General features: G+C 59.6%; 19 protein-coding genes and 1 pseudogene. 11 read left to right on the top strand and 9 right to left on the bottom strand.

Going from position 1 to position 15,883, the window contains the following annotated elements:
* Positions 1-145 precede the first annotated feature (145 nt).
* Complete coding sequence (locus tag J2X66_RS16490) at positions 146-1,048, top strand: TIGR01777 family oxidoreductase (RefSeq protein ID WP_310266101.1); 903 nt, start codon at positions 146-148, stop codon at positions 1,046-1,048.
* Positions 1,049-1,061: 13 nt separating this feature from the next.
* On the top strand, positions 1,062-2,087 hold the full coding sequence (hemH, locus tag J2X66_RS16485; protein ID WP_310266099.1) for a ferrochelatase: 1,026 nt from the start codon (positions 1,062-1,064) through the stop codon (positions 2,085-2,087).
* 58 nt (positions 2,088-2,145) lie between these two features.
* Here the strand turns inward: hemH and J2X66_RS16480 are convergent, their stop codons facing one another.
* Entirely contained in the window at positions 2,146-3,420 is a 1,275-nt protein-coding gene (locus tag J2X66_RS16480) for a uracil-xanthine permease family protein (RefSeq protein ID WP_027925971.1), read from the bottom strand.
* Between the two features lie 2 nt (positions 3,421-3,422).
* On the bottom strand, positions 3,423-4,061 hold the full coding sequence (gene upp / locus J2X66_RS16475) for a uracil phosphoribosyltransferase (protein WP_027925972.1): 639 nt from the start codon (positions 4,059-4,061) through the stop codon (positions 3,423-3,425).
* Between the two features lie 164 nt (positions 4,062-4,225).
* On the opposite strand from upp, the gene J2X66_RS16470 reads away from it, so the two are divergent.
* Together J2X66_RS16470 and J2X66_RS16465 are read left to right on the top strand one after the other, a co-directional pair.
* Positions 4,226-4,783, top strand: a complete 558-nt coding sequence (locus J2X66_RS16470; RefSeq protein WP_123435109.1) for a hypoxanthine-guanine phosphoribosyltransferase — start codon at positions 4,226-4,228, stop codon at positions 4,781-4,783.
* A 3-nt stretch (positions 4,784-4,786) separates the two neighbouring features.
* Positions 4,787-5,260 (top strand): WbuC family cupin fold metalloprotein, encoded by a 474-nt coding sequence (locus J2X66_RS16465; protein WP_310266095.1) that lies wholly within the window; start codon positions 4,787-4,789, stop codon positions 5,258-5,260.
* A gap of 9 nt (positions 5,261-5,269) precedes the next feature.
* Here J2X66_RS16465 and dauA read toward each other — a convergent pair whose 3' ends face one another.
* On the bottom strand, positions 5,270-6,991 hold the full coding sequence (gene dauA, locus J2X66_RS16460; RefSeq protein ID WP_310266093.1) for a C4-dicarboxylic acid transporter DauA: 1,722 nt from the start codon (positions 6,989-6,991) through the stop codon (positions 5,270-5,272).
* Positions 6,992-7,142: 151 nt separating this feature from the next.
* Here dauA and J2X66_RS16455 point away from each other — a divergent pair, with 151 nt between their 5' ends.
* The gene (locus J2X66_RS16455) at positions 7,143-7,628 is read left to right on the top strand and encodes a hypothetical protein (protein WP_310266091.1); all 486 of its coding nucleotides are present in this window, start codon (positions 7,143-7,145) and stop codon (positions 7,626-7,628) included.
* Between the two features lie 63 nt (positions 7,629-7,691).
* Positions 7,692-7,979 (top strand): PA4642 family protein, encoded by a 288-nt coding sequence (locus J2X66_RS16450; RefSeq protein WP_027925977.1) that lies wholly within the window; start codon positions 7,692-7,694, stop codon positions 7,977-7,979.
* A 94-nt stretch (positions 7,980-8,073) separates the two neighbouring features.
* Here J2X66_RS16450 and mqo read toward each other — a convergent pair whose 3' ends face one another.
* Together mqo and J2X66_RS16440 are read right to left on the bottom strand one after the other, a co-directional pair.
* Positions 8,074-9,582, bottom strand: coding sequence for a malate dehydrogenase (quinone) (gene mqo / locus J2X66_RS16445; protein WP_027925978.1), 1,509 nt, complete (start codon positions 9,580-9,582; stop codon positions 8,074-8,076).
* A 738-nt stretch (positions 9,583-10,320) separates the two neighbouring features.
* Positions 10,321-10,554, bottom strand: a complete 234-nt coding sequence (locus tag J2X66_RS16440) for a hypothetical protein (RefSeq protein WP_027925979.1) — start codon at positions 10,552-10,554, stop codon at positions 10,321-10,323.
* Positions 10,555-10,759: 205 nt separating this feature from the next.
* On the opposite strand from J2X66_RS16440, the gene J2X66_RS16435 reads away from it, so the two are divergent.
* The gene (locus J2X66_RS16435; RefSeq protein WP_027925980.1) at positions 10,760-11,344 is read left to right on the top strand and encodes a YajG family lipoprotein; all 585 of its coding nucleotides are present in this window, start codon (positions 10,760-10,762) and stop codon (positions 11,342-11,344) included.
* Positions 11,345-11,464: 120 nt separating this feature from the next.
* Here the strand turns inward: J2X66_RS16435 and J2X66_RS16430 are convergent, their stop codons facing one another.
* On the bottom strand, positions 11,465-11,671 hold the full coding sequence (locus tag J2X66_RS16430) for a hypothetical protein (RefSeq protein WP_310266087.1): 207 nt from the start codon (positions 11,669-11,671) through the stop codon (positions 11,465-11,467).
* A 194-nt stretch (positions 11,672-11,865) separates the two neighbouring features.
* Here J2X66_RS16430 and J2X66_RS16425 point away from each other — a divergent pair, with 194 nt between their 5' ends.
* Positions 11,866-12,144: a hypothetical protein gene (locus J2X66_RS16425; protein WP_310266085.1), complete on the top strand. Its 279-nt coding sequence runs from the start codon at positions 11,866-11,868 to the stop codon at positions 12,142-12,144.
* A 64-nt stretch (positions 12,145-12,208) separates the two neighbouring features.
* On the opposite strand, the gene J2X66_RS16420 is transcribed toward J2X66_RS16425, so the two are convergent.
* The gene (locus J2X66_RS16420; RefSeq protein ID WP_310266083.1) at positions 12,209-13,372 is read right to left on the bottom strand and encodes a 1-acyl-sn-glycerol-3-phosphate acyltransferase; all 1,164 of its coding nucleotides are present in this window, start codon (positions 13,370-13,372) and stop codon (positions 12,209-12,211) included.
* A gap of 142 nt (positions 13,373-13,514) precedes the next feature.
* On the opposite strand from J2X66_RS16420, the gene J2X66_RS16415 reads away from it, so the two are divergent.
* The 3 genes from J2X66_RS16415 to J2X66_RS16405 are packed head-to-tail and all read left to right on the top strand — an operon-like array spanning position 13,515 to position 14,626.
* Positions 13,515-13,697, top strand: coding sequence for a CPXCG motif-containing cysteine-rich protein (locus J2X66_RS16415; protein WP_020799766.1), 183 nt, complete (start codon positions 13,515-13,517; stop codon positions 13,695-13,697).
* Positions 13,698-13,706: 9 nt separating this feature from the next.
* Positions 13,707-13,967, top strand: a complete 261-nt coding sequence (locus tag J2X66_RS16410) for a putative signal transducing protein (RefSeq protein ID WP_027925984.1) — start codon at positions 13,707-13,709, stop codon at positions 13,965-13,967.
* Positions 13,968-14,002: 35 nt separating this feature from the next.
* On the top strand, positions 14,003-14,626 hold the full coding sequence (locus J2X66_RS16405; RefSeq protein ID WP_027925985.1) for an SOS response-associated peptidase: 624 nt from the start codon (positions 14,003-14,005) through the stop codon (positions 14,624-14,626).
* Between the two features lie 39 nt (positions 14,627-14,665).
* On the opposite strand, the gene J2X66_RS30235 is transcribed toward J2X66_RS16405, so the two are convergent.
* Positions 14,666-15,409, bottom strand: a complete 744-nt coding sequence (locus tag J2X66_RS30235) for a methyl-accepting chemotaxis protein (RefSeq protein WP_370693218.1) — start codon at positions 15,407-15,409, stop codon at positions 14,666-14,668.
* A gap of 111 nt (positions 15,410-15,520) precedes the next feature.
* Positions 15,521-15,718, bottom strand: a pseudogene (locus tag J2X66_RS30230) (HAMP domain-containing protein); the annotation flags it as partial.
* Positions 15,719-15,883: the final 165 nt, after the last annotated feature.

The following is a 15,883-nucleotide window of genomic DNA, read 5'->3' as shown; positions in this document are numbered from 1 at the left end:
CAATATTGTTTTTTGGTATAACTTCTAGCGTTCTCGATCTGACAGCTTGGCCTATTGTTAAACACAGGACATGCCCGATACCAAAGATCCCTGCTTATAAAAATAGACTAGTGATCAGGGTTAAACGCCACGCGAGGAAGAAGTCATGCACATATTGCTGACCGGCGGTACTGGTTTGATAGGACGTCAGCTCTGCAGACACTGGTTGAGTCAGGGGCACAGCCTGACGGTCTGGAGTCGCAAGCCAGAAAAAGTCGCGAAAATCTGCGGCACTCAGGTGAAGGGTATTGCCCGGCTGGAGGACCTCGATCAGGCACCGCTGGACGCCATTATCAATCTGGCAGGCGCACCGATTGCCGATCGGCCCTGGACGCACAAGCGCAAGGCGTTGCTCTGGAGCAGCCGCATCACTCTGACGGAAACGCTGTTGGCGTGGCTCGAAAAGCGCGAGCAAAAGCCTTCGCTGTTGATGTCCGGTTCTGCGGTGGGCTGGTATGGCGATGGGGGGGAGCGTGAGCTGACCGAGGCATCGCCCCCGGTCATCGATGATTTCGCCAGTCAGTTGTGCGTCGCCTGGGAAGAAACCGCCCAGCGTGCCGAAGCCTTGGGACTGCGTGTCGTGCTGATTCGTACCGGGTTGGTGTTGTCGGCCGAGGGCGGCTTTTTGTCGCGGCTGTTGCTGCCGTTCAAACTGGGGTTGGGCGGGCCGATCGGTAGCGGTCGGCAGTGGATGCCATGGATTCATGTCAACGATCAAATCGCCCTGATTGATTTTCTTCTGCATCAGAATGACGCCAGCGGTCCTTATAATGCCTGCGCACCAAAACCGGTGCGCAATCGTGAATTTGCCAAGACGTTGGGCAGCGTGCTGCACCGCCCGGCGTTCATGCCGATGCCGGCCCTGGCGTTGAAAGTGGGCCTTGGCGAGTTGTCGTTGTTGTTACTGGGTGGGCAGAAGGCCCTGCCGGTTCGCGCGCTGGACGCGGGTTTCACTTTCCAGTTCACCGATTTGCGCGCGGCCCTGGACGACCTGTCCAGCCGCCTTTGAAATAGGACGTTGCATGACCGATCACGCATTGCTTTTGGTTAACCTGGGTTCACCGGCCTCCACCTCGGTGGCGGATGTGCGCAGCTACCTCAATCAATTTCTGATGGACCCGTATGTGATCGACCTGCCATGGCCGGTGCGACGCTTGCTGGTGTCGCTGATCCTGATCAAGCGCCCGGAGCAGTCAGCCCACGCCTACGCGTCGATCTGGTGGGAGGAGGGTTCGCCCCTGGTGGTGCTCAGCCGTCGTCTGCAACAAGCCGTGACGGCGCAGTGGACCCACGGGCCGGTCGAGTTGGCGATGCGTTATGGCGAGCCGTCGATTGAAACGAAACTGGTGCAGCTGGCCGCCCAAGGCCACAAAAAAATCACCCTGGCACCGCTTTATCCACAGTTCGCCGACAGCACCACCACGACGGTGATCGAAGAAGCCAAGCGTGTGCTGCGCGAGAAAGGACTCGATATCCAACTGTCGATTCTCCAGCCGTTTTATGATCAGCCGGAATACCTCGACGCATTGGTTGCCTCGGCCAAGCCCTATCTGGAGCAGAATTACGATCACTTGTTGTTGAGCTTCCACGGTTTGCCGGAGCGGCACCTGACCAAGCTCGATTCGGCGGGGAAGCATTGCTTCAAGAATGAGGATTGCTGCAGGAACGCTTCGCCAGTGGTATTGGCCACCTGCTATCGCGCGCAATGCTTGCGCACTGCTTCGGAATTTGCCAAGCGCATGGGCTTGCCGGACGGCAAGTGGTCAGTGTCGTTTCAGTCGCGTCTGGGGCGGGCCAAGTGGATCGAACCCTACACCGAAGCGCGGCTCGATGAATTGGCCAAGAGCGGCGTGAAGAAGATTCTGGTGATGTGCCCGGCGTTCGTGGCTGATTGCATCGAGACGCTGGAAGAGATCGGTGATCGCGGGCTGGAACAATTCCGCGAAGCGGGAGGGGAGGAGTTGGTTTTGGTGCCGTGCCTGAACGATCACCCGCAATGGGCGCGGGCGTTGACTGCACTGTGCGAAAGAGCGCCGTTGGCGCTGTAGGGATACAACCTGTGATGATCGCTCCCACGCAGAGCGTGGGAACGATCAATCTCAGCTGTTACAGAAGCGGCTCATCCGCCTTCTTGTGCTTCCAGCTGTCATTCCCCGGCAGCAACAGGTTCAGCGCAATCGCCACCACCGCGCACAGCGCAATGCCTTTGAGGCCGAAGTCGTCCGGGCCAGTCCCGGTGCCGACCAGCACACCGCCAATCCCGAACACCAGGGTCACCGACACAATCACCAGATTGCGCGCTTCGCCCAGATCAATCTTGTGGCGAATCAGTGTGTTCATGCCCACGGCCGCAATCGAACCGAACAACAGGCAGAGAATCCCGCCCATCACCGGCACCGGAATGCTTTGCAACAGCGCGCCGAACTTGCCGATGAACGCCAGGCTGATGGCGAAGATCGCCGCCCAGGTCATGATTTTCGGGTTGTAGTTCTTGGTCAGCATTACCGCGCCCGTCACTTCGGCGTACGTGGTGTTGGGTGGACCGCCGAACAGGCCGGCTGCGGTGGTAGCAATGCCATCGCCGAGCAGCGTGCGGTGCAGGCCGGGCTTCTTCAGGTAATCGCGGCCGGTCACGCTACCAACGGCAATCACACCGCCGATATGCTCGATGGCCGGGGCCAACGCTACCGGAACGATGAACAGAATCGCCTGCCAGTTGAACTCCGGCGCGGTGAAGTGCGGAATCGCAAACCACGGCGCAGCGGCAATCTTCGCGGTATCCACGACGCCGAAATAGAAGGCCATGGCAAAACCGACCAGCACGCCGGAAATGATCGGCACCAGGCGGAAAATGCCTTTGCCGAACACCGCGACGATCAGTGTGGTCAGCAGCGCCGGCATCGAGATCAGCATCGCCGTCTGGTAATGAATCAACTCAGTGCCGTCGCCGGCCTTGCCCATTGCCATGTTGGCGGCAATCGGCGCCATGGCCAGGCCGATGGAGATGATCACCGGGCCAATCACCACCGGTGGCAGCAAGCGGTCGATGAACCCGGTGCCTTTGATCTTCACGGCCAGTCCGAGAAAGGTGTAGACGAAACCGGCCGCCATCACGCCGCCCATGGTCGCCGCGAGGCCGAATTGGCCCTTGGCGAGAATGATCGGGGTGATGAAGGCAAAGCTCGACGCCAGGAACACCGGCACCTGACGCCCGGTGACGATCTGAAACAGAATCGTCCCCAGGCCTGCAGTGAACAGCGCGACGTTCGGGTCGAGGCCGGTAATCAGCGGCATCAACACCAGGGCACCGAAGGCCACGAACAGCATCTGTGCACCCGACAGCACCGTGCGCCAGAGCGGATCGTTGAACTCTTGCTGCATGCTCAAGCGTCCTTCTGCTTGGTGCCGAAGATTTTGTCACCGGCATCGCCCAGGCCCGGAATGATGTAACCGTGTTCGTTCAGTTTTTCATCAATGGAGGCGGTGTAGATGGTCACGTCCGGGTGAGCCTTCTCCACGGCAGCGATGCCTTCCGGCGCGGCGACCAGCACCATGGCGCGGATGTCGCGGCAGCCGGCCTTTTTCAGCAGGTCGATGGTGGCGACCATGGAGCTGCCGGTAGCGAGCATCGGGTCGATGATCATCGCCAGGCGCTCGTTGATTTCCGGGACCAGTTTTTCCAGGTAGGTGTGTGCCTGCAGGGTCTGTTCGTTGCGGGCTACGCCCACGGCGCTGACCTTGGCGCCCGGGATCAGGCTGAGCACGCCTTCGAGCATGCCGATACCGGCGCGCAGGATCGGGACTACAGTAATCTTCTTGCCGGCGATTTTCTCGACCGACACGGTGCCGCACCAGCCTTCGATGTCGTAGGCTTCCAGCGGCAGGTCTTTGGTGGCTTCATAGGTCAGCAGGGCGCCGACTTCCTGAGCGAGCTCACGGAAATTCTTGGTGCTGATATCTGCACGGCGCATGAGGCCAAGTTTATGACGGATCAGCGGGTGGCGGATCTCGAGGATGGGCATGGGAAAGGCTCCGGCGGCGGGCAAAAAAACCGGCCTAGATTAATCTATCCGAGGGTGTTGTCCTATAGACATACAGTACGTTAGTCCACAAACGCTTGATCTGGCCGTGCGGGATGCGTACCTTTGCCCGCTTTTCCTGTCCGCCACCCCCCTTGGAGAGCGCCATGTCCGCTGATCTCGAGCATATCCGTCAAATCATGCGAGAGGCTGACTGCCTGTACACCGAAGCTGAAGTCGAGGCGGCCATCGCCCGCGTCGGTGCACAAATCAACGATCAGATGGCTGAAAGCAATCCGGTGGTGTTCTGTGTGATGAACGGCGGCCTGATTTTCTCCGGCAAACTGTTGACCTATCTGAACTTCCCGCTGGAAGCCTCGTACCTGCACGCTACCCGCTATCGCAACGAAACCAGCGGCGGCGACCTGTTCTGGAAAGCCAAGCCGGAAGTGTCGTTCATCGACCGTGACGTGCTGATCATCGACGACATCCTCGATGAAGGTCACACCCTGGGCGCGATCATCGACTTCTGCAAACACGCCGGCGCGCGCAAAGTGCACACCGCCGTGCTGATCGACAAAGACCACGACCGCAAGGCTCGTCCGGACCTGAAAGCCGATTTCGTCGGCCTGCCGTGCATCGACCGTTACATCTTCGGTTACGGCATGGACTACAAAGGCTACTGGCGTAACGCCAACGGGATTTTTGCTGTTAAAGGAATGTAATCATTGGCCACGCCGAGCTTTCTTGATCAAACGCTGTTCACCGAATTGGCCGAGAAAGCTGCGGCCAATCCGCGCGGGCGCCAGCATCACAACTTCCACCAGATGGAAGAGCCTTGCCACCGTATGGCCGTGGGATTGCAGCCGAGTACGTATATTCCCCCTCATCGGCACTTGAGTGATGACAAGGCGGAAACGCTGTTGGTGCTGCGGGGGCGTCTGGGCCTGTTGATTTTTGATGAGTCTGGAGGCGTTATCCACAGGCGCGTCCTGCAAGCCGCTGGCAAATCGGTAGGCGTGGATCTTCCTCCCGGTGTGTTCCATGGCCTGGTCGTGCTGGAAGCCGACAGCCTGATGTTCGAGTGCAAAGCCGGGCCGTATCGCCCGGTGGGTGAAGGTGAGCTTGCTCCATGGGCACCGCGTGAAGGCGAGCCGGGTGTGGCCGAGTATCAGGCGTGGATGCGCGCGCAGTTTGATTGAGCCGCACCCTCAATTTTCCCCGGCCAGCCAGCGTTCGCTTTTGCGACGAGCCTGTTCCAGGTTGTTCACGTAGGCCAGCTTGCGCTGTTCCCGATGGATGCCCGCGCGCCTGAGCTTCAGGCGCACCCGTGGAGCGGTCGCCACCAGAATCAGGCCGATGCCGTCCGTGCGGTAATCCCTCAGGATATTGTCGAAGGCCGCCAGCGCCGTCATGTCCAGCATCGGCACGGCGCTCATCTCGACGATCACCACTTTGACCTCCGGGTTGAATTTGCGTAGCACCCCCAAGGCTTTTTCAGCCGCGCCGAAGAACAGCGGCCCGCGTATCGCATAGCAGCGAACATGCTCCGGCATGTCCTGCAAGGCCTGATGGTAGGCGGGGGGGAGTTCGGCGGTGTCGGTAAGGTCGCTCATGCGCTTGATAAACAACCCGGCGGCCAACAGCAGGCCGACGGCGACGGCCATCACCATGTCGAACAACACCGTCAGGCTCAGGCAGGTCAGCAAGACCAGCACATCGCTGCGAGGTGCGATGCGCAAGGTATGCAGCACGTGCCGGGCCTCGCTCATGTTCCACGCCACCATCATCAGCAACGCGGCCAGTGCAGCCATTGGCAGGTAGCTGAAAAGCGGTGCGAGGACGAGTATTGCCATCAGCACCACTGCGCTGTGAATAATGGCGGCCAGTGGCGAAAAGGCTCCGCTGCGCACGTTGGTGGCACTACGGGCAATCGCCGCCGTGGCGGTAATGCCGCCGAACAACGGTGCGATCAGATTACCCAGGCCTTGGCCCAGCAGTTCTGCGTTGGGGTCGTGTTTGCTGCCGGTCATGCCATCTGTCACCACCGCACACAATAAGGATTCGATAGCGCCGAGCATGGCAATGGCGAACGCCGGCGCCATCAATTGGCGGATCAAGTCATAAGAAAGGTGCAGAGGTTGGCCGTCGGGACCGGGCAGATTCCACGGCCAATCAAAGCGTGGCAGGAACGGCGGAATGCCGGGATGGCTGACGCCCTCGACCATGTAGCTGAAACGTTCACCCAATGTCGCCACCGCCAACCCGTTGTGCTCCAGCGCCAACCCCAGGAGCGCGCCGACGGTCAGCGCTATCAGATGCCCCGGAATCCTCGGCACCCACCTTGGCCAGACAATAAGAACTGCCAGGCATGTGATGCCGATGATCCCGTCCCCTGGCCTGGCGCTGGGCAACGCCAGAATCAACACGCCCAGCTGTTCGACGTAGTGTTGTGCATGGCCGGTGGTGTTCAGGCCCAGCAAATCCTTCAATTGCAGGGTGGCAATGACAATGCCTATCCCGGCGGTAAAGCCCAGAGTGACTGGATAAGGAATGTATTGAATCAACCGCCCGGCTCGAATCAGCCCAAGGGCAATGAGGATGATGCCGGCGAGCAGGGTGCAGAGCAGCAGGCCGCCCAAGCCATATTGTTGGGTGATGGGCAGCAGAATGACCACGAACGCGGCGGTGGGCCCGCTGACATTGAAACGCGAACCGCCTGTCAGGGCGATCAGGGGCGCAGCGATCAGTACCGTATACAACCCTTGCTGGGGCGGTACACCGACGGCAATCGCCAGGGCCATGGCCAGCGGGATGGCGATAATCCCTACGGTCACCCCGGCACTGATGTCGCCGCGTAAGCGTTTGAGGGTGTAGCCGGCGCGCCAGGTCTGACGCCAGGCCGCGAACAACGGAGGTACGGAGAACGTCATGAACACTTCCTAGAAGGCGATGCACTGTTGAACGACGGCTGAAAGCTCGTCCAGCATGGCCAGCCTGTTACTGCGAAGTATTGACCTATATCGCCAAATCACACGGTTGATCCTCATGCTAGAGTATCCGGCCTCGCCTTCGGAGCTCGTCATGAGCCTTTTGATCCGCAGCTGTGCCGCCCTGTTGTTGAGCCTCAGCCTGCCTCTGGCGGCCGCGTCGGCGCCGATGCACGCGCAGTTTTTACCGCCCGACGACCTGACCCTGCGCGACGCGGAGCCTGAGCAGCAACAGCTCTTGCAGGTCACCGAGTATTCAGTGGTGATCGGCAGTCAGCGTCAGTCCAATCAACAGCCGATTCCGGTCACGTCACCGGTGATGATCCGCCTCAAGGGCAAATCCTTGAACAAGGGCGCGAGCATCAGTCAGGTACTGGTCAACTTCGATGGTGAAAGCAAAAGCCTGAAAAAGCCGATCTACGACGACAAAAGCAAAACCCTGACGCTGTTTTACCCGATGGCGCAGTACCGTGTGGTAATCGACTTGTTGCGCAATGACACGGTGTATTGCCAGTTTCTCAGCTATGCCAACGGCCATGTCTGGGCTGATTTGCACACAGGGGCCACTCGCGCGCGTTGAGCCCGGCGTCAAGGCAGGGGTAAACTGCCCGCCCCGTGTAATGTCTGCGAGCTGGAGTCGGCAATGCGTAAAGATAAGAAACAAGTGATTGGTGACGAGATCGGCGACGAGCAGATCAAGTTGTTCCTCGATTTCGAGCCAGTCGACGCCACTTCGCCGTCGCTGCACAAGTTGATCAAGGCCTACCGCGGCCTGCGCATCGATGACTTCGAGCGTTTTCTGACGTTTTTCGTCGAGGCTGGCCTGGACCTGGACGGTAAGGATGAGCACGGCAATGACTTCGTCGCCCTGATCAAGGATCAGCGCAACGCGGCCGACTACATCGAGCTGATCGCCAAGGCCCGTGGTTAAACTGTTGCCCTGAATATCCCGGATCATCCATTTCAGCGGCCATAAAAAAACGCCCCGCTCTCGCTGAGAACGGGGCGTTTTTTATGGGGCCGAATCAAGCGTAGCTTTCGGTCTCATTACTGGCTTCAACCAGTTCCAGCGCGACGTTGTTGTGCGCATTGATCTTGCGATACAGCGCTGCGTCGGTCTCCAGAACCTTTTCCCGAGCCGGGAAGATTTCCGCCAGTTTGGCCGCCCACTCACCGGACGCTTTGGTCGGGAAGCATTTTTCGATCAGCTCAAGCATGATCGAAACCGTCACCGAAGCACCAGGGGAGGCGCCAAGCAGTGCTGCAAGGGAACCGTCCTTGGCTGCGACCAGTTCGGTACCGAACTGCAGGACGCCGCCCTTTTTCGGGTCTTTCTTGATGATCTGAACCCGTTGGCCGGCCACTTCCAGGCGCCAGTCTTCGGCTTTCGCTTCAGGGTAGAAGCGACGCAGGGATTCCAGACGCTGTTCCATCGATTGCATCACTTCGCTGACCAGGTACTTGGTCAGGTCCATGTTGTTTTTCGCTACGGCCAGCATCGGGCCGATGTTGCCGGCGCGAACCGACATCGGCAGGTCCATGAAGGAACCGTGCTTGAGGAACTTGGTGGTGAACCCGGCGTAAGGTCCGAACAACAGGGACTTGCTGCCATCGACGACACGGGTGTCCAGGTGCGGCACGGACATCGGTGGCGAACCCACGGCGGCCTGGCTGTACACCTTGGCCTGGTGGTGCTTGACCACTTCCGGGTTGTCGCAACGCAGCCATTGGCCACTGATCGGGAAGCCGCCGAAGCCTTTGCTTTCTTCGATACCCGAGGCCTGCAACAGCGGCAATGCCGCGCCGCCAGCGCCGAGGAAAACGAATTTCGCGTCGACGTCACGGGTGTTGCCGCTGTTGACGTCCTTGATGCTGACAGTCCAGCCGCCGTTGTTGCGCTTCAGGCCGGTCACGCGCTTGCAGTACTTGACCTGTGCGTCGGGCGCGCTGGTCAGGTGCTTGAGCAGTTGATTGGTCAGGGCGCCGAAGTTGACGTCTGTGCCATTCATCACGCGGGTTGCAGCGACGACTTCGTCGGCCGGGCGGCCCGGCATCATCAGCGGCATCCAGTCGGCCATCTTGGCTTTGTCTTCGGTGTATTCCATGTCCGCGAAGGCGTGGTGCTTGCTCAGCACCTTGAAGCGTTCCTTGAGGAAGGAAACGCCGCTGTCACCTTGCACGAAGCTCAGGTGCGGCACCGGGCTGATGAACGACTTGCAGGAGCCGAACGTGCCTTTCTTGGTCAGGTAGGACCAGAACTGCTTCGACACCTCGAACTGAGTGTTGATGTGCACGGCTTTCTTGATGTCGACGGTGCCATCAGCCGCCTGTGGCGTGTAGTTGAGCTCACACAGCCCGGCGTGACCGGTACCGGCGTTGTTCCACGGGTTGGAACTCTCCGCAGCACCGGAATCCATCAGCTCGACGACTTCCAGCTTGATCGCGGGGTCGAGCTCTTTGAGCAATACCGCCAGGGTGGCACTCATGATGCCGGCCCCAACCAGTACTACGTCGACTGCTTCGTTATGCGCCATTTAACGCGTCTCCAAAATCTGCAGCACCAAATTGTCGGCATGGCTGCCAGGCGTTCCGGGGCGTGTCAGTGATGCCCCTGGTACTCATGGTCAGTATCGCCATGTCCGAATCTTCGCAATTTTTTGCAACTTCGACGGACGCTACCGGCCGGGTCAATGAGGTCTATGAACTCATTTGAACGCGCGACTGGCAATTCGACTTATGGTCGATACATCCGTTTGTGCAACCAAATCCGTAGCGGACAGGCTTCAGGCTCCGGTATTCGAGGAACGCTCGGTCCTGTGTCGTTGGGCTGTTTCAGACGCTAATGGTGCATGTTCAGACGCAAAACTATTCATTTGCTCGCCACACTCTTGTGAAGTTGTGAAAACCCGTTTTTTTCACGCTCTTTTGAAGACGTGAACCTCAAAAAAGGGCTGTCCCAGCCTGGCACCGTGCCCGGATGGATTGCCGTCATGGGGTACATGAAAGGCAAAACGGGCAAACAGCTCAGTGACCGAGCGTAATGACAGCTCTGCAGATTCGCGAAAAGCGGGGTTTTTGCTCAGGGAACAGCAAGCGCGCCAGCTTCACTCGATCTGTGTGGGCGGCTCTCTGTGGGCGGTGCGGGGTGTCAATACCAAGGCATTGACGATGCTGCGAGGCCCGATCAGGAGACGTCCTTATAATCGGGGGGAGATTGTATCTAAGAAACGCAGGGAAATGGACGTGTTTAATGACTTTTATTAGGCGTTCGGTCAGGTGGTCAACAGATGTTGCACCCGTGCGCGTGGCTGGCGGGTGCTCACGCGGGCGCTCGGGGGCAGAGGCTGATGCAGCCAGTTGAGGCGGATTTCTTCGATTTCGACCCAGCTATCGCCCATCGGCTGGAGGCTGCACTGCTTGAACGCCTGGCAATGACCATTGCTGTCGAGCAGGGCAAAGCAACGGTGCAACGGGCGTGGCGCGAACAACGAGATGAGGTAGCGCATGGCGAAGTACCTGATGGGGGGACTGCAGTGGAGTTTGCCCACTAGCCGTTACGTGCCAGTGTATGAGCGATGACAGATGTGTGACAGGGACCGCTTTCACAAGGGTTTGTCAGACATTTCAGTATTGATCGAAGGCCACTGGTTCGCCGCAGTGGCCCACCGCTATACTGCTAGCCTGTTTGTGCCTGATTCTGGAGAGAAGCGCATGTTGCAACGCCTGTTGTTCGGTTTGATCACTGTGACCAGTTTGACCCTCGTCGGCTGCGCCCACAGCCCGCAACAACTGAACCCTGAGCCCAAGCTGACAACTCAGCTGGCGCCGGTCGGCCATGGCCAGCCAGTGGTGGTGCGCGTGGTCGACGGTCGTCCGTCGCCAACGTTGGGCACGCGCGGCGGCCTGTACCCGGAAACCAGCGCGATCACCGTGCAGGGCGCGCAGATTCTGCCGAAGCTGCAGGCGCAGGCCGAAGCGGCCGTGCGGTTGCTGGGCTTTACCCCGACCAACAATGCACCGAACGCACCACAAATCACCGTGACCCTGGCCGAGCTGAAATATCAGTCGCCTAAAGAAGGCATGTACGTGACTGAAGCGACCATCGGCGCGACTTTCCGCTCCGATGTGCAGAACGCCAATCGTCGTTACAGCGGCCGTTACGGCGCATCCCTGGACCAGCGTTTCGGCATGGCACCGAACCAGGAAACCAACACCAAGCTGGTCAGCGATGTGTTGAGCGATGCGTTGACGCGTCTGTTCAAGGATCCGACCGTGGGTCAGGTGCTCGGCGAATAAATTTTCACCAGAATCAAAAAAGCCCGGAGCCAGCATTGGCCCCGGGCTTTTTCATTTATGCCTACACCACCGAACAACTGTGGGCGCGAGCAGGCTCACTCCTACAAGGAATGTGTTGTGTCAGGCGGCTTCGGAGTAGAAGTCCAGCACACTCACACCGGTCAGCAAGTCCGTCTCCGGCAAATCCGCATGTTGATGCCCGCCCAGGGCGCAATACACCAGCCAGTGGCGGTCCTGAACATTGAAGGCGAGGCTTCCCACAAGGTTTTGTTGTTCGTCGCTCGGGGAGATGAGGTACAGGCGATCCTGGTTTTCAGCGTGAAGCATGACGATATCCGTGTCTGTTTTCGTGGGGCGGGAGACTGACGGATACAGATGACGAAGCTGTGACTCAGGTCAGGAATCTGCCAAATGGTCAGTTATTTGTCGTAAAGCGGGTGCAGGAGGGGAGGCTTTCGGTAGAATCCGCGCCGCAGTCGTCGGTTCGGCGCCTGCCACACCTGTTTTGTTTGAGGTCCGTGATGTCGCTGCATTTGATGACGCTGTTTACCGCCCATCCCGCCAAACTGGTCAACCTGCTGGCCTTGCTGCTGGCCTTCCCCGGCAGTTGGCTGCTGCACGCCACTCGTCGCCGCGAACAGCGCGCCATGGCCAGTATCGTGGCTCAGCGCCAGAGCCAGCCCAGCGTCGAGCCGACCCTCGATTGGGCGACGTTGCGCATGAACCGCTTTTTCTATCGCTTCGGTTTCGCCTGCCTCGGGCTGGCGTTGCTGGTGTCTTGGATCAGCACGCGGGTCTGACAGCAAAGACTGCAGCAATGACAACGGCGCCCTAGGGCGCCGTTGTCGTATCCAGCCTGAAACCTTACAGCGGCAACCCGGCTTTCACCCGGTACTGATTGCGCACCGGCGTTGCATATTGCAGCACCAGGAACGGACGATGTTCCTCGGGGCAGCCCTCAAGGCGCTTGTTCCATTCTTCCTGCGCCTTGGCCAGTTCGTCGGCCGCAAACACTTCAGACGCTTTGGGCACCTGCAATTGCGGGTCGGCGTCTTTCCACTGCGCGTAAGCCAGGTAGTGCACCGGGAACAAGCGGTAACCGCCGAGGATCTGCTTGTCCATTTCGATCGCCAATTGCTTGGTGTCTTCGAACAGTTCGGTGATGGGCGCGGCGAAGTTCACGTGGACCCGGCCCTTGTAGCCGGTGATGCCCTTGGCGATGCTCACATCGTCCTCGCCCGGCACTTTGGTGTAGCTGCCGGTGGTGGCGCGGATGTACAACTCGCGGGCCTTGGCCTGATCGCACGGGTCGTATTCATAGCTGATCGACACCGGGGTGAGGTTCAGCGACTGAATGACTTCGCCGAATGGCTCGTCCTTACGGCTCATGTGGAACATCTTGAGGATGGCCGATTCGGTGCGGTCGTCGCCGTCCTTCGCCCGGCCTTCAGCCTGGGCGATCCAGATCGAGGCGCAATCGTTGCGGATCGAGTGGTTGATGTAGGCCGACAACAGTTGATAGGCCGCCATCTTCTCGCGGCGACCGGTGATCGAGCGGTGCACGATGAAGCTCTTGTTCAGGCGCATCAGGTCGCTGACGAACGGTTTTTGCAGCAGGTTGTCGCCAATCGCGATGCGCGGTGTCGGCAGGCCGGCGTGGTACACGGCGTAGTTGACGAAGGCCGGGTCCATCACGATGTCGCGGTGGTTGGCGATGAACAGGTAGGCGCTGCCGGACTTGAACTGCTCGACGCCGGTGTAGGTGACACCGTCGGTGGCGCGCTCGATGGTGTGGTCGACGTACATCTCGACCTTGTCCTGCAATGTGGCCACCGAATGCACGCCAGCGAACTCGCGACGCAGCCGATGAGCTATAAGAGGTTTGAGCATCCAGCCGAAAGCACCGGCAAAACGCGGGAAGCGGAAGTGGGTGAGGATATCTAGAAACGCCTTGTCGCCAAGCAACCTGTCCAGTACCGCTGGGACTTCGCTGTCGTCGTAAGGTCGGATGGCATCGAATTCGCCCATCATGCTCTCTTGTTAGAAACGGCTAGGGTAAGTAAAGGTTTTGATCAAAAACCGGCAGGGCACGGTCTGAAAAAATAGCCAGACAAAAATAGCCCTGCAAATAGACCGGCGATTATACGCACAAGTCACCTGGGAGACCGCGATGCTGGAAAGCGCACTGTATGAATGTCCGTATTGTGGTGAAGAGGTCGAGACGACGGTGGACCTGTCCGGCGGCGATCAGACCTACATCGAGGACTGTCAGGTGTGTTGTCGGCCGATCACGTTCGTATTGCAGGTTCATGGCGAGGACTGGTTTCTGGAAGTCTTCAGCGAGAACGAATGAGGGGCGCCCATGCAGCGGATCTACGAGCCGGAAAACCTGATGGAAGGTGAATTGCTGCAAGGCATGCTCGCCAGCGAAGGCATCGAGGCGCACCTGGTGGGCCGCGACTTGCTGGGGGGCTCGGGCGAGTTGCCGATCTTCGGCCTGCTCGGGTTATCCGTCGATAACGACCAGGCCGAATACGCCCGTGAGCTGATCACCGCGTACAATGCCGCGCTGCCGCTGCCCGGCGATGAACCGGAAAGCTTTCCCGGCACGCTGGTCTGTTAGGCTGACGTACGTTTTATTCAGAGTCGTGTTGCCCCATGTGTGGACGTTATGCCTTGTTTCGCTGGAACCCCGCCTTCGCGGCCCTGCCCGGTTTCCCTGCCGATCAGCAGGCCCAGTGGAATATTTCCCCCAACGATTCGGTGTTGATGCTGCGTGCCGGTGCAGACGGCCAGCGTGAACTGGCCCGCGCCCGTTGGGGCCTGACGCCTCCGTGGCTGACCGACCTGTCCCGTACCCCCGCCCATGCCCGGGCCGAAACCGTTGCCGAGCAACCGATGTTTCGCCAGGCCTTTCGCGAGCGCCGTTGCCTGCTACCAGCCAATGGTTTCTATGAATGGCGCGGCACTACGCGCAAACGCCCGTACTGGCTGACGCCGGGGGAGGGCTCTTCGTTGTTTTTTGCGGCGATCTGGGAGGCGTACCCGGTGCAGGAGCAAGTGTGGTTGAGCACAGCGGTGATCACGCAGCCGGCGGCGAGTCAGCGTCGACCGTTGATTCTGGACGAGGCGGGGCAGGCGGCGTGGCTGGATCCGGAGACGCCGTTGCATACCTTGCAGGCCTTGCTGGCCAGCGAACCTGCTGCATTGCGCGAGCGGGTGCTGGCGAATCTGGTGAATGATCCGAAGCTGAATGCGCCGGAGTGTCTGACTCCGGGTTGATTGATCGTTCCCACGCAGTGTGGGAACGATCACTGCACACTAAACCTTGAACTGATTGATCAACCGCCGCTGCTGTTCAGCCAGCTTGGTAAGGTCCGCACTCGCCGCGCTCGACTCATCCGCACCGCCAGCCACTTCATTGGCCACTTGCCCAATGTTGATCACGTTGCGGTTAATGTCATCCGCCACCGCGCTCTGTTCCTCGGCCGCACTGGCAATCTGCGTGTTCATGTCGTTGATCACCGACACCGCCTGAGTAATCGTCTCCAGCGCCTCGGCGGCTTTCGCCGCGTGCTGCACGCTTTCGTCGGTACGGTTCTGGCTGTCCTCCATGACTCGCACCACATCGCGGGTGCCTTGTTGCAGTTGCTGGATCATGGTCTGGATTTCTTCGGTGGCCTTCTGGGTTTTCTGCGCCAGGTTGCGCACTTCATCGGCCACCACCGCAAAACCACGGCCCTGTTCGCCGGCACGGGCCGCTTCGATGGCCGCGTTCAAGGCCAGCAGGTTGGTCTGCTCGGCGATCCCGCGAATGGCCGTGAGGATCGCGTTGATGTTTTCACTGTCCTTGGCCAGGGTTTGCACCACACCCACAGCCTTGCCGATTTCTATTGCCAGCACGCCAATCGAATTCGAGGTGTCCCGCACGATCTGCATGCCCTGCGCCGCCGCCTGGTCGGCATGGCTGGCAGCTTGCGCGGCCTGGGTTGCATTGCGCGCCACGTCCTGGGCGGTGGCGGTCATTTCATGCACCGCCGTCGCTACCTGATCGATCTCGGCCATTTGTTTCTGTACGCCGATGTTGGTGCGGATGGCGATGTCGGCGGTGTGTTCCGATGAATCGCTGACACTCTGCACTGACGTCACGACCTGGGTGATCATCGCCTGCAACTTGGCGAGGAATGTATTGAAGCCTTTGGCAATCGAGCCCAGTTCGTCAGCGCGATCACTGGTCAGGCGGCGCGTCAGGTCGCCTTCGCCTTTGGCAATGTCATCGAGCATCGCCACCATCTGCTTGAGTGGCCGGGCAATGCCGTGGCCCACCAGCCAGATCACCAACAAGCCGATACCGGCGATCAACAAACCGACCATGGCCATGCCGAAGGTGTCGGATTTGCGCTGTGCATTCAGATCACCCTGGAGTTTTTGCAGGTCGGCCATCACCGCATTCAGTGGCAATTGCAGCATCAGGGTCCAGCGCGCGTCGGTCTGGCCGATGCCGAACGGCAGGTACAACTCGATCCGGTCGTGGACCTT

This window comes from Pseudomonas sp. 3296 (genome assembly GCF_031456615.1).
Lineage (GTDB): Bacteria > Pseudomonadota > Gammaproteobacteria > Pseudomonadales > Pseudomonadaceae > Aquipseudomonas > Aquipseudomonas mucoides.
This window is presented reverse-complemented; position numbering and strand designations above follow the sequence as displayed.